A 14,039-nucleotide genomic window follows, 5' to 3' on the forward strand; every position below is an offset into this window, starting at 1 on the left:
CTGGATCGGGCGGAGAAGCGAGCAGCGGACGCAGGCTTCCCTGAACTGCTGAGGATGTATCGGTGTTGTCGCCTGGGCTGACAACAGTGATCGTCGCGGTACGCCTGATGTGTGAGGTATCAGCAGGAAGGTGGGCTTACGGATGAGCGGGGAGGGACGCGAAGGCATCCGGATGCGGGCGGCCGAGATGTCCGCCGGGCACAGGGGAGTAGGGTCATCGCCCAGGAGCTTCGGGTGTGCCTCCTGCCGGCGCAGCGACGGCGCCGTGAGGGGAGCCGGCCGGGCCGAGGGGTCCGCCGCTACCGCACCATCGGGCTCCGCGTTCCGTCGCCGCCTCGGCGAGTGCGCGCACCAGTGGGGTCGCGCGGTCCGTGCGCCAGATCAGGCCCCATTGGACGGGCGGGGCATCGTGGATGGTCAGAAAAGCGATGTCGGGCTGTGGGTTGTAGCGCCGACCCTCGTCAGGGACAGTGCACACCACATCTCCTGTCGCGACGAGGGCGAGGACCTCGTAGAAGGTGGCGACGGACGGGCCGCGGCGGATCGGGCGCCCCGCCGGTGTGTAGAGCGGCAGGACGGCGCTCACCCAGTAGGCGGGAAGGGAACCGGCCAGGCTCGGCACCTTGTGGTCGCCGAGCACTTCCATGCTCACCGTCGACTGCCCGGCGAGGGGATGGTCCGCGGCCACCATCAGGCGAAGCGGTTCCTCGCGCAGCACCACGCCGACGGTGAGGTCCGGCTCGCGCACCGGCAGCCAGGCGGCCAGGGTGTCGACTTCACCGGTCCGCAGCGCTCCGAACGGGTCGCTGAAGAACACCTCTTTGAAGCGGAGTTCGACGGCGGGGTGCCGGGACCGGAAGTGGTCGAGGACCGAGCGCATCTCGTGCATCTGCGCACCCATCACCCCCACTGTCAGTGTGGCGGGAGGCCGACGGGCGATGGCCGTCACCTCGGCCATGGCCGCTTGGATGTCCTCATAGGCCGGCTTCAGCCTTCGGTGCAGCTCTTCCCCGAGGGGCGTCATGCGTACGTGCCGACTGGTCCGCTCGAAAAGCTGTGCTCCGATGCGACGTTCCTGCTTCTTGATCGCCTGGCTGACCCGGGCCGGGGAGACCTTCAGACGGTCGGCGCTACGGCCGAAATGGAGCTCCTCGGCGAGCGTCAGAAAGATCTCGATGTCCCGCAGTTCCATCCCACCCCTCCCCTCCGCGCGGCTGCGGATCCCGACGTCATCGCGCCGTCGGACGGTCCCTGATCATAAATCTCCGGGTTAACGACCGTAACAAGATCGGCCGTTGTTCCCGGGCTCGGTGCTCCGCATGCTGAAACGGAGCCAGTTCAGGCGCCTCGGGGCTGCCCCTCCCTGCGCTGGCCGACTGCCCTTCAGGAACCCCACAGGGAGAGAGTCCCGCGTGATGTCCGACCGCGATTCTGTGCGCATCCCCGATCCGAACACGCTCCATCCCTTGCCGGAGCACGAAAGAGTCGTCTTCCTCAAACCCCTGGCCGCCGGGACCCATGTCGTGGCGGGCGACTTCACGTACTACGACGACCCCGACGGCGCGACGGACTTCGTGCGGCGCAATGTGCTGTACGCCTATGGTCCGGAGCGCTTGATCATCGGCAAGTACTGTGCGATCGCCACCGCCACGAGGTTTCTGATGGCGGGCGCCGCCCATCCGTCGATGGGGACGTCCACCTTCCCTTTCACCCTGTTCGGAGGCCGGTGGGCCGAGGAGACCCTCGACATCGTCACCGGCATGCCGAGCCGCGGCGACACGGTGGTCGGCAACGACGTGTGGTTGGGCTACGGGGCCATGGTGATGCCGGGCGTACGGATCGGCGACGGTGCCGTGATCGCAGCGGGATCGGTCGTCACCGCCGATGTGCCGCCGTACACCATCGTGGGCGGGAACCCGGCCAGAGCGATCAGGCAGCGCTTCGACGACCAGACCGTCGAGCAGCTCCTGCGCGCCGCCTGGTGGGACTGGCCCGTCGACGTGGTGAGCGCCAACGCCCGCATCATCATGGCCGGTTCCCCGCAGGACATCGCCCGCATCGCCGCCACCGAAGGTCTGGGGCGACAGTGACGGAACGGACCTTCGAGGAGTACGTGGTGTCCGATCCCGCGGGTGGCCCGTACGCGATCACCACAGGTCCGGACGGCGCACTGTGGTTCACCTTGGTGCACAGTGGCCGGATCGGACGATTCGTGCCGGGGCAGGAGCCGATCCATCATCAACTGGACCCGGACAGCGGTCCGACCGTCATCTGCACCGGTCCGGACGGCGCCTTGTGGTTCACCCAGTACCGCGCGCACCGGATCGGCCGGATCACCACCGCCGGCGAGGTCACCGAGTTCCCTCTGCCCACCGCGCGGTGCGGTCCCTTCGGTATCGCCGTCGGGTCGGACGGCGCACTGTGGTTCACCGAAACCGCCGCCGACCGCATCGGCCGGATCACCACGCAGGGTTCGGTCACCGAACACCCGCTGCCGCGCACCGGCGCTTTCCCCTCCGGGCTCGCCGCTGCCCAGGACGCGATGTGGTTCACGATGAACCAGGCCAACGCCATCGGCCGCATCACCATGGACGGCCGCATCACGGTCCACGAGCTGCCAACCGAAGGGGCCGCACCAGTAGGTATCACCGTCGCCGAGGACGGCACTGTCTGGTTCACCGAGATCACGGCCGGCCAGATCGGCTGCAGAACACCCGATGGCCGGATCACCGAGTACCCACTGCCCGACCGGTCGGCCCGGCCGCACGCCATCACCACCGACGCGCAGGGCACCGCGTGGTTCACCGAGTGGGGCGCGAACCGGATCGGCTCCGTCACCTGCGACGGCATCGTCACCGTCCACGGCCTGCCCACTCCGGCCTCCGAACCACACGGCATCACCGTGGGCCCGGACGGCGCGCTGTGGACCGCGCTGGAGACAGGTGCACTGGCACGCCTCGCCCCGACCGCCGCCATTGCGGAAACCACCGGCTCTGCCGTACCCACGGAGAAGAGGAACCTGCCATGAAGTACGCCCTCGTCATCTTCGAGACCGACGCGTCACGCGCCCGGATCAAGGCCGACCGCGATGCACACCGTGCGGCCTACGAGGCATGGATAGGCAAGCTGGCTGCCGCGGGCAAACTGGCGGGCGGCGATGCCCTCGACACCGAGCAGCAGGGGCCTGTCACCGTGCGTACGGCGGAGGACGGAACCGTCTCTGTGACCGACGGGCCCGTGCACGGCGGCGAGGAAACCCTCGGCGGCTGGTTCCTGTTGGAGGTGACTGATCACGCCGAGGCCATCGAGCTGGCCCGCAGCTTCCCCACCCCCGAGACACTCGAACTCCGGCCGGTCCTCGAATCGGCCTGATCAGCGTCGCCCCGCCCACGGGTTGGGACACGGTTCACCAGTGCATGTACCGAGTGCGCTGGTCACAGCCACCCGTCGCGAGGGCCGCTGCCACGGACGCAAGGCCGAGAACTTCCTTGTCTCCCCATCAACTACCGTGCCTATGGAGGCATGTCTTGTCAGTCGAGTTGAACCACACGATCGTCCACGCCCAGAACAACCGGGAGTCCGCAGAATTCTTCGCGAACCTGCTCAACCTTGAGATCACCGCCGAGTGGGGCCCGTTCATCGCGGTCGGCCTGGGCAACGGCGTCACGCTGGACTTCGCCACCGTTCCCGCGGACACCATCACCCCCCAGCACTACGCCTTCTTGATCTCCGAGGAGGAGTTCGACGCGGCGTACACGCAGATCAGACAACGCAGCATCGAGCACTACGCCGACCCCGATCGCAAGCAGCCCGGCGTGATCAACCACAACGACGGCGGCCGAGGCGTGTACTTCATGGACCCGGCGGGCCACGCCATGGAGCTCATCACCGTGCCGTACGGCGGCTGGAGCTCCTGACGACATGCACCGAGGGCCGCACTCCTGGCGCAGAGTGCGGCCCTCAGCCGCTGCTAGTCGGCCCGGCGATGGCGCCGTGACCGGCAGACCAGCCGGGGGCCGTTCCCCACCCCCTGCGGCCACCTCACGCATCGGGCATACCGCGACGATCACTTGTGTCAGCCCAGGCGACAACACCGCTGCTACCTCAGTAACCGAGCGGGTTCGTCGCGGCGCTGAAGTGAGGTGCGATCCGGCTGAACGTGGGCATCCCCAGATCGATGACTCGGCGCCGACTGGCCTGCTCCTCGTCGAGCTGCGCAACCTTCTGCTCAGCGCTGCTGAGACTGACCTGAAGTCCCTCGATCTCGCCGAGCCACCTTTCTCGCTCGCCCTCGGTGATACGGGCGTTCAGGTTGTCGCGGATCTCGATCAGTCGGTGGAGCTGTGCGGGATCGGGGCGGAGCGTCGAGCAATGGATGCAGGCTTGTGTGAACTTGCGCTGGTGAGGTGATCGATTCAGGAATGCCCGTGTTCGCGGCTGAGTTCGGGGCAGCCGCGGAAGTCGCAGAAACGCAGGCCGTCGATCACCGCTCCAGACAGAATCTCCGGCAGGGACCATGGGTGGGTGGTGTAGTCGTCCGTTGCGACGCCTCCATGCTCCAGCAGCAGAGCGGTCACGCGGTGAACCTCTCCGGTGCCGTCGATCCGCCCGGAGATGTCTATCTGCACCGCCCAAGCGGGGTGATGTCCGATGGCCGCTTCGAGGGGCGCCACATCCTCAGGATCCCAGTCGGAAAACAGGTAGCCGGTGTTCATCGTCGATGTCGATGTAGAGGTTGCCGTCCAAAGTCCACGGATCGCTCTGCTCGGGCAGATGCCGATCCAGCGAGGCGACGATCTCAGCTCGCTCACCTGCGGGAAACACGAAGACGGTTCGCATGCGTTGCAGCGTAGGCATTTGAGCTTCGTAGCGAGGATCGGCCGGTTGCTTCGGCATCGAGCTGGTCCAGCTTGCCCTGCGCGCCGGCGAGGCTGACCTGGAGGCTTCCCTCTCGCGCGGTCGTACTTTCACGCGAACCGCAGGTGAAGGGGGCCGGTGCATGGGCGGTGAGGGGACGGTCCGGGCGATCGGGCAGCATATGCCTGCGATGGAAAAGTGGGACGTCGACGTCATCAAGGTCTGCCGGTTCCGCGCCCTTCGGGCGCTGGAGGGGCGCATTGCACTTCGAGGTAACAGCGAGACCCACAAGACGAGAGGACAGCTGATGAGGCGTGCGGCGCCGCGGATGAACTGGAACAGGAACGCCAAGCAGGCTGCCGCGCTTGTAGCGACCTTCGGGTTTCTTGCACTGTCGGTGTGGCTCGGTGATGAGGTGTGGAGTCTGGCCGAGTACTGGCCAGCGTCCGGGACGGGCTTCGGCGTCACCGTCGGCGCGCTGCTCCCGATCACGTTCACCGCGGCCGAGCGCGCTTTTGGGCGGGTCTTCTCTGACGGGAGCGCGTGCCGGCGCCGCTGGGCTGCGGCTGGCATCGTGTACGGGACAGTAGCCCTGGTCAGTGCGTTGGCCGCAGCCCGTGCGATCCCCGGAAAGGGCTCCTCGGCCACGTGTCGCAGTGAGTGGCAGCCATGCTGGGTGAATCACCTCTACCCGGGTGCCTTCCTTGCGACCCTGGGCAGCCTTCTTGTGACGGTGGCAGTCATGCACTGGCTGCCGAACCGGATGCCCCATCTGCTTGCCCGGTACCGCCGATAGCCGCCGAATTCGGTGGACGGGCGTGTGTCAGGCGTTCGCCGCATACCGCCAGAACTCTCTGATCACTGGTGCCGGCACGGGACCCATCGCTGCCACCTGAGTCAGCAGGATGGTGACCGCGCCCGTGGCCGGGACGACGTGCGCCGCGGTGCCCGTGCCGCCGACCCAGCCGTAACGGCCGGGCACATTCCATGGGTTGGTCCGGTCGATGTCGACCGAGCCGCCGAAGCCCCAGCCCTGGCCTTCCAAGAACAGCTGGCCGATGTCGCGCTGCGCCGGATTCGTATGGTCGGTGGTCATCATGCGTACGGAGTGGGCCGACAGCACCCGGCGTCCGTCGGCTGCCACCCCGTCGGCCAGCAGCATCCGGCAGAAGGCCAGCCAGTCGTCGGCGGTCGAGGCCAGCCCGCCATTGCCGAGCGGAAGCGCGGGCAAGCGACTCCACTCGCCGTCCGGGGCGTCGGCGAGTTCCAGGCTGCCGTCGTCGCCTGGCCTGTAGTAGCTGGTAAACCGGTCCCGCTTGGCGGCCGGTACCTCGAAACCGGTGTCCACCATGCCCAGCGGCCCGAAGAGCCGCTCCGTCAGGAACTCCGGCAGCGGCTGTCCGGTGACCCGTGAAATCAATACCCCCTGCAAGACGGAGCAGGTGTCGTACAGCCAGGCAGCGCCCGGTTGGTACAGCAGCGGGATGCGGCCGAGCGCCGCCATCCACTCGTCGGCCGGCGGGAAGTTGCTCGGCACCCGGCCGTCCTTTTGTACCGTGAACAACTCCTGCACTGCCGGCAGTGTGAAGTCGGAGGGGAATCCGTACCCGGCCTGGGAGGCCAGCACGTCGAATACGGTAATGGGCCGGTCGGCCGGCACCACGTCGTCCACTGGGCTCGCCGGCGTGCGTACGACCACCGGCTTTCCCAGCTCCGGCAGCCACATCCCGATCGGGTCGTCCAGTGCGATCCTGCCCTCATCCACGAGGATCAGCAGTGCGGCGGCGGTGACGGACTTGGTGATCGAGGCGATCCGGAAGATGGAGTCCCTCGCCATCGGGGCGCCGTCGCCGGCATCCTGCGTGCCGACGGCCACCACCTCGACCTCCTCACCCCGGGCCACGAGGCCAACGGCTCCCGGCAGCGTACCGGCACCGACGTGGGCTTCGAGCAAGTCGTGCAGGGTCGTCATGAGGCCGCCTCCCAGAAGATTGCTGTCGAGAGACAGACTTCAGCACGGGCCGATAATCATCGGCGTCGACGGGGTTGGGGGCCGAAGCCTCGTCACGGAACCTCTCAAAAGGACCAGATCAACGGGTCGCACCGGTCCGTATCCGAGAAGTGCCAGAACTCGGTCCCAAGCTCCCGGGCAGCGGCCGTCATGGCCCCGGAAGCTCCTCAGAAGCCGCCGGGCGTTCCCTCGTCTGCCGTCCCTGGTGTCGGTCTAGGCGAGCTTCCTGGCGCTCGTGAGGACACTAGATGTATTGACCCGCAGGGTTGTTGACACAGGTGATGGGTGGTTGGCCGCCGAGTGGGGTGTGGCAGCGGTGGTGGTTGCAGGTGTGCAGGAAGTCTGCGCAGGTGGCGGCCTTCTCGTCGCAGTGGACCTCGTGTAGGCCAGGCCGCTGTGGTCGTCGACGGCGGGATGGATGTAGTCGAAGCTCACGCCGCTGCGGCGGGCACGGCCGGCCTGGCGGCCCAGGACCTTGTGGCCGCCGCCGTCGGGGATGCGGCCCAGCTTCTTGACGTCGACGTGCAGGAGTTCGCCGGGCCGGTCGCGCTCGTAGCGGCGGATGACCTGGCCGGTGAGTTGGTCCAGGTGGGCCAGGCGGTCCAGACCGCGGCGGACCAGGATGAGGTGCACGGTGGAGGCGGGCAGGCCGAGGATCAGGCCGATGCGGGCCGGGCCGAGTTTGCGGACCTGCCGCAGGCAGCACACCCGGGCTTCCAACGGTGCCTGGGCGCGGTGCGGCGTCGTGCGGGGCCGACTGGACCGGTCCTACAGCAGGCGCTCGCCCTCCGCCCGCCAGCGGCGGGACACCAAGACCTCCGTGCGGTGAAGTTTCGACACCTCCACCACACACGGAAGTCTTCGCCATACTCAAGACCCGTTAGTGTCAACAACCCTGCGGGTCAATACAGCTAGAGGCAGCCAGGGTGAGGTGCTTCGTCTCCTTGGCCGGGGGCTCCGGACCGACGCGGGATGGGAACTCACCGAGGTGATTGAAACCCGTCACGAGATGCTGGGCCTGTGCCCGCTTGATGGCCCGTTCCGCGAGGTCTAGAGGCTGTTACTGGATCCGGGTCCTGCACTCCTCCGGATCGCTCTGTCGGGCTTCGACCGCTGTCCTCGTGGAAGAGCGGTCGAAGTCCAGTCCGAGGCGCTAAGCCCGGCTCGTGATGGTGCCGACGGACCAACCCGTCTGACAGGCGATCTCTCTGGCTGATGCCGTCAGCTTGGAGCTGACGGAGACGGTGCTCGTCCTCTGAGGAGCAAGTTCGGCCCACACCCGGCTCACACCCTCAGGTGTGTGTGGTGACACGTGACTGGTCATGAAGCCAACCTCGCGCTTTCACGAGCGTGGCTGTCCGACGTGATCACCGGACGATGACTGCCCCGACCCGGCACGATGGGACTGGTTCAGAGTCTTGGCGGGATCAGGAACGCTGCACTCCTCCAGCGAAGAGGCATATCGGGTCCTGTCCGCGCGCGGCTGTCTGGTGCGTCCGCCGACTACCGGGCCGTCATCCGGCCCCGGTTCCGGCGCAGCACAAGCAGGGTGACCAGCCGGCTCGCACGCATGCCACTCAGTATCCACTGACAGTAGGTGTCAGCAGACTGGCGCTAGCCTGCGGCGCATGGACGAGAACTGGACCATGAACCTCACACGCATCGGGCGGGCCGCCGCATGAGCATCGTCGAACTCCGGCAGTACACCCTGCATCCCGGCGCCCGGGAGACGCTGATCGAGCTGTTCGAGCGCGAGTTCGTGACCGGTCAGCGGGCGGTCGGCATCACCGTCGGCGGCCGGTTCCGCGACCTGGACGACCCGGACCGCTTCGTCTGGCTGCGCGCGTTCCCCGACATGGCGCACCGCCGGCGCGCGCTGGAGGCGTTCTACACCGGCCCGGTCTGGCGGGAGCACCGCGACACCGCCAACGCCACCATGATCGACAGTGACGACGTCCTGCTGCTGCGCGGCCCGGGCTTCACGCCGCAGCCGGGCACGAGCGAGGTGTTCGCGACCGTCTGCCACCCCACCGACGCGGCCGACTTCGACGCGTACGCCTCCCGGTACCTGGGCCCGGGCCACGCGCTGCACCGTACCGAGCACGCCGAGAACGACTTTCCCCGCTTGCCTGTCCGGACTGGGGAAGACGTCCGGGTCTGGTTCGGCCAGGCCGAGCCGGCACCCTGGCTGACCCGACGGCTGCGATTGGAGCCCGTGAAGCCTCGGAACTCCTACTGAGCTTGCACTCGGTTTGTCGTAGCGGCTGGCAGCGCTTGATTCCCGCGGTACGCCGTTGTCATGAGGTATGCGCAGGGCGGCGGTCTGCCGGATGAGCGCCGGCGGTTCCGTGAGGGCATCCGGATGAAGGCAGCCGAGGGGTTCGCCTCTGGCGAGCCGCACTCAGTGATCGCCAAGGAGTTACGGGTGAGCGTCCGGTTCGTGCCGCGGTGGCGGCGGGCCTGGGACAGGGGTGGGCCGCGGGCTTTACGGTCGGCCGGTTCGGCCTCGCCACCCAGGCTGAGCAAGGTCCCCAGTTCGCCCAGATGGAAGCGGAGTTGGCGAAGGGGCCAGTCGCGCACGGCTGGGCGGATCAGCGGTGGACGCTCTCCAGGGTCAATACCGTGATCGGCCGCCGCTTCCACAAGAGCTACATCCTGCAAGGAGTGCGCAAGTTGCCGATCCGGCACGGCTTTTTCCTGCCAGATCCTGACAAGACGTGCTGTCGAACGCGACGAGGACCAGGTCACCGGCTGGGTGAAGGAGACCTGGCCGCAGATGGAAGCACCGCGGCGGCGCTCGATGCCTGGATCGTCTTCGAGGACGAGTCCGGCTTCTCGATGAGCCGCCCATCGCCCGCAGCTGGGCCCGCCGCGGACAGACACCCGTCATCCGGGTCCGCGGACGCTCCTGCCGCCGGATCTTGATCGCCGACCTGACCTGCCACAAGCCAGGCCAACGATCCCGGCTGATCTACCGGCCCCGCCGCGACGACGGCCGACGCGACGGCCGCAAGAGCTTCGCCCGGACCGACTACCGCGACCCGCTCATCACCGCCCTCACCCAGCTCGGCGGGCCGATCGTGGTCGTCTGGGACAGCCTCAACGTCCGTCTTGCCCACGGCATGCGGCAGTTCATCGCCCGGCAGGACTGGCTGCCCGTCTACCAACTGCCCTCCTACGCACCCGACCTCAAGCCGGTCGAGGGCATCTGGTCGCTGCTGGGGCGCGGCCGGATGTCCAACACCGCCTTCAACACACCCGAGCACCTCATCCAGACCATCCGCCACGGCACGAGGACGATCCAATACCGGCCCCACCTCATCGACGGATGCTTCGCCGCAACCGGGCTGTCCCTCACCCCTACGACGTCATGAGCTCAAGCTCAGGTAACGGCTGCTGAAGAAGTCGGTGAGGGCGGCGGCGACGGCCTCGGGCTGCTCCTCGGGGATGTAGTGTCCGGCGTCGGGCACGATGAAGCCGGTCACGTTCTCGGCCCACGGGCTGAGGGAGGCGGCCATGTCCGGGATCGAGCCGTGGCTGCTGGAGATTCCGAGGACGGGGGCGGTCAGCCGCCGTTGTTCGAGTGCCGCGCGGTTCTTGCGTGCGGACTCGGCGGCGTCGCGATAGTAGGCGAGGCCGGCGCGCAGGCCGCCATCGACGGTGAGGGCCGCGCCGTAGTGGTCGAGCTCTGCTTCCTCGAACGCGTCGGGCGCGAGGGACTTGGTCTTCAGGAACCAGCTGACGTATTCCCGCTCACGGCCGGCTATCAGCGTCTCGGGAAGATCGGGCACCACGTGGAACGCGAAGTGCCAGGTCCTGAACGCCAGAGTCGGGTCGAGAGGGATCGCCTCCGGCATGGTGATACCGGGAATTCCGGCGTCGAGCAGCGCGACCCCGTGCAGTCGGCTCTCGTAGTTCAGGGCGAGGGAGAAGGCGACCCAGGCGCCTATGTCGTGCCCGGCGAGCCAGTAGTCCCGCACGCCGAGAGCGTTCACGGCGGCCTGGATGTGCGCGGCGACCGTGTGTGTGTCGTAGCTGAGCTCCGGATGCTCGGAATTGCCTTGGCCCGGCCGGTCGATCGCTATGACCCGGAACCGATCGGCGAGAGCAGGCATGACCTTTCGCCAGGCCCACCACGTCTGCGGGAACCCGGTGAGCAGGACGACGGCCGGTCCGTCCGTCCGACCGCCTTCGACGGCGTGCAGGCGGACGCCGTCGGCGTCGACCCAGCGGTGGGTGAATCCGGCCAGGTCATGCAGGGGCAGGGGCAGGGGCAGGGCGGGGACGGTGTTGGTCATGGCAATCCTCCATCGAGGCGGGTGGACCGTGCTTCGACGTTAGCACGTCTTGAACTGATCAGTTCAAGATGGGAGGATGGGTCGCATGGCAGGCAAGAAGCAGTTCGACATGGACACGGTCCTCGACGCCGCGATGATCCAGTTCTGGCGCTCCGGCTACGCCGACACCTCGCTCGACGACCTGTCCCGGGCGACCGGCTTGAACCGCAGCTCGATCTACTCCTCGCTCGGCGACAAGGACGCGCTCTTCCTTCGCTGCCTGGATCGCTACGCCACGCGCTACGGCGACAAGTTCGACGCCGCCCTCTCGTGCGCGGCCGAGGACCCCGTCGCCGCCGTCCGTGCGTTCTTCGACGTCACCCTGCGGCGCATCGCCGACCCCGCCGTGCCCGACGGATGCCTGATGGCCCAGTCGGTCATGGTGAGTCCGGCGCTGAGCCCGAGCGTCGCGGAGCATGTCAAAGAGTTGTTCGGCCTGCAGCGCCCGCGCCTGCGCAACGCGCTGAAGGCCGGCGGAATGTCCGACGAGAACGCCGAGGACTTCGCCGTACACGTAGCGGCTGTGAACCAGTCTCTCGCGGTGATGGGTAGGGCCGGGGCGAGCCCGGAGCAGCTCCGGGCGATCGTCGGGGTGACCGTCGACGCGCTCGCGCGGGCGCTGCGGCCGGTCCGATAGCTGGCGCAGCAAATTTCTGTCTGAGACTCATATCTGAGAGTCATAAGCGCTTCTCAATGTTCGGAGGGGCAAGACAGATGACTGATGCAGCCGGCGTCAACCTTGGCGGCTTGGAGGATTCGTCCCTCTGAGAGTGACGGAAATACGCATCATGGAGCCCTGCTATCCCCTGGGCCGCGGGGACGGCATCCTCTCCATCACCTGATTCCGCTGCGCCGGCCACGCCGCTCTCTCTGATCGAGCACCGATTGCCCCAGGCGCCTGCGCCCTGCTGTGCAGCCGGAAGTCCGCAACCGCAGCGACGAAGCCGCCTACGCCATGGTGATCCGCCCGCCCTTGGAACGCGTCTCCCGCCTGCTGCCCCACCTCGCCGACACCGTCGGCATCCCCGACCCGGGCACGGCCCAGCACCTCGTCATCACCGACCCCGGTCAAAAGGACATCGCCGCGGCCCTACGACTCTCCGTCCTCACCACCGAGATCGCGCTGTGCACCCTGCGCCACCGATATCAGGCGGATTTCTCCGCGGGCAGCCTGCGCGATGTCGAACGATTCATGACAGAGCACAGCAACACGGGCGTGGCAGTGGAGGACGGCCTCTTGGCCGCTGATCTCGGGGCCCGTCTGTTCGGCGTGGGCTGCTATGCCGGCGAGACCATCCGGCTCAGTCTCGGCGGTGTCTGGGAGGCGGACGACGCGGACCCGGCAGGCGAGCTGAATGTCAGGCTCCGGCTCGCCAGTGGATCAGTGATCTGGCCGGTCCAGCGTGTGGTCAAGCGGTTCCAGAACGGCCCTGAGGACAGCCTCACTGCCTATGCGGTCCTCCTCGGTCTGGACGTGCCTGTCGACTGAGAAGACAGCCAGTCCTCCAGAGTCGCCGTTTCCTCGGCCATCTGGAGGTGGCGCCAGAAGTTGCGCTCCCGCGGCGGCCGACCGCCGCACTTCGCCCCGGTCCACCACCGCGAGCGTCATGCGGTCGAGTGCGGTGTGCGTGTATCAATCGCCTCAAGAAACACCGACCGAGCTGTCGCCGCTCGATACGACAAGCTCGCGGTCCGCTACAGGGCGTTCATCCTTGTCGCGGACATCGATGAATGGCTGTGACCCCTCAGAGCGAGCGCTGCATGCACACCAGCTGCTGCCGCTCGTCCCACGACTGGGTGACAGTGAAGCCGAGCCGTTCGTACAGAGCAATGGCTCCAGTTCGCCACTCCCAAACAGACAGCCGGACTGTGTGTACCCCTTGCTCCGCGGCGTGAGTGAGTGCAGCGCCGAGCAAAGCGGAGGCAACGCCACGGCCACGGGAGTCCGGGGCGGTCCAGAGCCTCTTGATCTCCGACTGCCCGTTGTTCGGGGAGGTCACCACCAGGCACCCCACAACGGCGTCGTTCAGGAGAGCGACCAGTACGACATCACTGGCGAATGCAGTCCGGGGGTCGGTGATCTCTGCTCGGTAGCGCTGCGGCAGCCTGTCTACGTCGGCTACCGGTTCGCCCTTCTCGTTTTCCGTCTGAAGATGGTAGGCGGCCAGCAGGGCGGCCAGGCCGTCCTCGACCGGAGGGGTTTGGCCTGGCCAGCGGACGATAGCAACTTCGCCGTGATCATTCATGACGTCAGCATCACACGGGATGCACCGGACTCCACGTGGGCACTTTCGGTACACGACCCAACTCGACTCTGTCGGGGATCTCGGGGGCGCCGAGGTCAACTGCCCAAGGTTCGCCAGGACTTCAGGGGGAGGAGTCTCCCGTCGGTCGAGGTACGTCCGGAAGGAAGTCGGCTGACGGGGCGTAGGGGCCTCCACGGCTGGTGGCAGTCCGCTGAGGCGTTCGATGTTGACGGCGATGGCTGTCGGGACGTACTGGACGCGAGCTCTTCTCTGTCCTCGGTAGCGGTAGCGCCGTATGCCATATGCCGTATGCCGTGTCCGTGTGCAAACTCGTTGACCTTGCCCTCGACTCCGGAGCGGATCGCGTAGCGGGCCTTCCACTCGGGCGTCTGTTCGCGGGCGGCCTGCTTCAGGTGGGACTGGGAGGCGTAGCCGGCGTCGACCAAGTGCTTGGCGGGCAGCAGGCCGTATCGGGCGAGGCGGGTGTTGATGCCGGGCAGGACCTGGTTGTCGTGGGTGGTGGCCACGGTGGTGGCGACGTCCGTGATCACGTTGGGCAGTCGGCAGCACAGGTCTCGGTCAGGTGAG

At 67.4% G+C, this 14,039-nt stretch carries 17 protein-coding genes and 1 pseudogene; 11 read left to right on the top strand and 7 right to left on the bottom strand.

Going from position 1 to position 14,039, the window contains the following annotated elements; translation table 11 throughout:
* Positions 1 to 214 precede the first annotated feature (214 nt).
* Positions 215 to 1,192: a LysR family transcriptional regulator gene (locus tag DI272_RS00125; RefSeq protein ID WP_109493103.1), complete on the bottom strand. Its 978-nt coding sequence runs from the start codon at positions 1,190 to 1,192 to the stop codon at positions 215 to 217.
* Between the two features lie 223 nt (positions 1,193 to 1,415).
* Here DI272_RS00125 and DI272_RS00130 point away from each other — a divergent pair, with 223 nt between their 5' ends.
* From DI272_RS00130 to DI272_RS00145, 4 genes are all read left to right on the top strand, one after another.
* Entirely contained in the window at positions 1,416 to 2,090 is a 675-nt protein-coding gene (locus tag DI272_RS00130; protein WP_109493104.1) for a CatB-related O-acetyltransferase, read from the top strand.
* Positions 2,087 to 3,028, top strand: coding sequence for a virginiamycin B lyase (locus DI272_RS00135; RefSeq protein WP_109493105.1), 942 nt, complete (start codon positions 2,087 to 2,089; stop codon positions 3,026 to 3,028). The genes DI272_RS00130 and DI272_RS00135 overlap by 4 nt, the downstream gene beginning before the upstream one ends.
* On the top strand, positions 3,025 to 3,372 hold the full coding sequence (locus tag DI272_RS00140) for a YciI family protein (protein ID WP_109493106.1): 348 nt from the start codon (positions 3,025 to 3,027) through the stop codon (positions 3,370 to 3,372). Before DI272_RS00135 ends, DI272_RS00140 begins: the two co-directional genes overlap by 4 nt.
* A 155-nt stretch (positions 3,373 to 3,527) precedes the next feature.
* Positions 3,528 to 3,917 carry a VOC family protein gene (locus DI272_RS00145; RefSeq protein ID WP_109493107.1) on the top strand — a complete coding sequence of 130 codons (390 nt, stop codon included), beginning with the start codon at positions 3,528 to 3,530 and terminating at the stop codon, positions 3,915 to 3,917.
* Between the two features lie 498 nt (positions 3,918 to 4,415).
* Here DI272_RS00145 and DI272_RS44325 read toward each other — a convergent pair whose 3' ends face one another.
* Positions 4,416 to 4,715 (bottom strand): hypothetical protein, encoded by a 300-nt coding sequence (locus DI272_RS44325; RefSeq protein WP_181387032.1) that lies wholly within the window; start codon positions 4,713 to 4,715, stop codon positions 4,416 to 4,418.
* Positions 4,678 to 4,839 (bottom strand): hypothetical protein, encoded by a 162-nt coding sequence (locus tag DI272_RS44330; RefSeq protein ID WP_181387033.1) that lies wholly within the window; start codon positions 4,837 to 4,839, stop codon positions 4,678 to 4,680. The genes DI272_RS44325 and DI272_RS44330 overlap by 38 nt, the downstream gene beginning before the upstream one ends.
* Before the next feature lie 160 nt (positions 4,840 to 4,999).
* On the opposite strand from DI272_RS44330, the gene DI272_RS00155 reads away from it, so the two are divergent.
* Entirely contained in the window at positions 5,000 to 5,653 is a 654-nt protein-coding gene (locus DI272_RS00155; protein ID WP_109493108.1) for a hypothetical protein, read from the top strand.
* 27 nt (positions 5,654 to 5,680) lie between these two features.
* Here DI272_RS00155 and DI272_RS00160 read toward each other — a convergent pair whose 3' ends face one another.
* Together DI272_RS00160 and DI272_RS00165 are read right to left on the bottom strand one after the other, a co-directional pair.
* Positions 5,681 to 6,829, bottom strand: coding sequence for a serine hydrolase (locus DI272_RS00160; protein ID WP_109493109.1), 1,149 nt, complete (start codon positions 6,827 to 6,829; stop codon positions 5,681 to 5,683).
* A gap of 283 nt (positions 6,830 to 7,112) precedes the next feature.
* Positions 7,113 to 7,672, bottom strand: a pseudogene (locus tag DI272_RS00165) (hypothetical protein); the annotation flags it as partial.
* Positions 7,673 to 8,546: 874 nt separating this feature from the next.
* Here DI272_RS00165 and DI272_RS00170 point away from each other — a divergent pair.
* The 4 genes from DI272_RS00170 to DI272_RS00180 all read left to right on the top strand — a co-directional run bounded on the left by DI272_RS00170 (position 8,547) and on the right by DI272_RS00180 (position 10,242).
* Positions 8,547 to 9,107 (top strand): NIPSNAP family protein, encoded by a 561-nt coding sequence (locus DI272_RS00170; RefSeq protein WP_109493110.1) that lies wholly within the window; start codon positions 8,547 to 8,549, stop codon positions 9,105 to 9,107.
* A gap of 123 nt (positions 9,108 to 9,230) precedes the next feature.
* The gene (locus DI272_RS45925; protein ID WP_375138101.1) at positions 9,231 to 9,494 is read left to right on the top strand and encodes a helix-turn-helix domain-containing protein; all 264 of its coding nucleotides are present in this window, start codon (positions 9,231 to 9,233) and stop codon (positions 9,492 to 9,494) included.
* A complete protein-coding gene (locus tag DI272_RS45930; protein WP_309221645.1) occupies positions 9,413 to 9,793 on the top strand; it encodes a winged helix-turn-helix domain-containing protein in 381 nt (126 codons plus the stop codon). The genes DI272_RS45925 and DI272_RS45930 overlap by 82 nt, the downstream gene beginning before the upstream one ends.
* Positions 9,757 to 10,242 (top strand): transposase, encoded by a 486-nt coding sequence (locus DI272_RS00180; RefSeq protein WP_181387493.1) that lies wholly within the window; start codon positions 9,757 to 9,759, stop codon positions 10,240 to 10,242. The genes DI272_RS45930 and DI272_RS00180 overlap by 37 nt, the downstream gene beginning before the upstream one ends.
* Here DI272_RS00180 and DI272_RS00185 read toward each other — a convergent pair.
* Positions 10,237 to 11,166 (bottom strand): alpha/beta fold hydrolase, encoded by a 930-nt coding sequence (locus DI272_RS00185; protein WP_109493112.1) that lies wholly within the window; start codon positions 11,164 to 11,166, stop codon positions 10,237 to 10,239. The genes DI272_RS00180 and DI272_RS00185 overlap by 6 nt on opposite strands.
* A gap of 85 nt (positions 11,167 to 11,251) precedes the next feature.
* Here DI272_RS00185 and DI272_RS00190 point away from each other — a divergent pair, with 85 nt between their 5' ends.
* Positions 11,252 to 11,842, top strand: coding sequence for a TetR/AcrR family transcriptional regulator (locus tag DI272_RS00190; RefSeq protein WP_109493113.1), 591 nt, complete (start codon positions 11,252 to 11,254; stop codon positions 11,840 to 11,842).
* Between the two features lie 273 nt (positions 11,843 to 12,115).
* Positions 12,116 to 12,694, top strand: coding sequence for a hypothetical protein (locus DI272_RS00195; protein WP_109493114.1), 579 nt, complete (start codon positions 12,116 to 12,118; stop codon positions 12,692 to 12,694).
* A gap of 256 nt (positions 12,695 to 12,950) precedes the next feature.
* Here DI272_RS00195 and DI272_RS00200 read toward each other — a convergent pair whose 3' ends face one another.
* Positions 12,951 to 13,451, bottom strand: a complete 501-nt coding sequence (locus DI272_RS00200; protein WP_109493115.1) for an N-acetyltransferase — start codon at positions 13,449 to 13,451, stop codon at positions 12,951 to 12,953.
* Positions 13,452 to 14,039 lie beyond the last annotated feature (588 nt).

The sequence above is a fragment of the Streptomyces sp. Act143 genome (assembly GCF_003143935.1).
GTDB lineage: Bacteria > Actinomycetota > Actinomycetes > Streptomycetales > Streptomycetaceae > Streptomyces.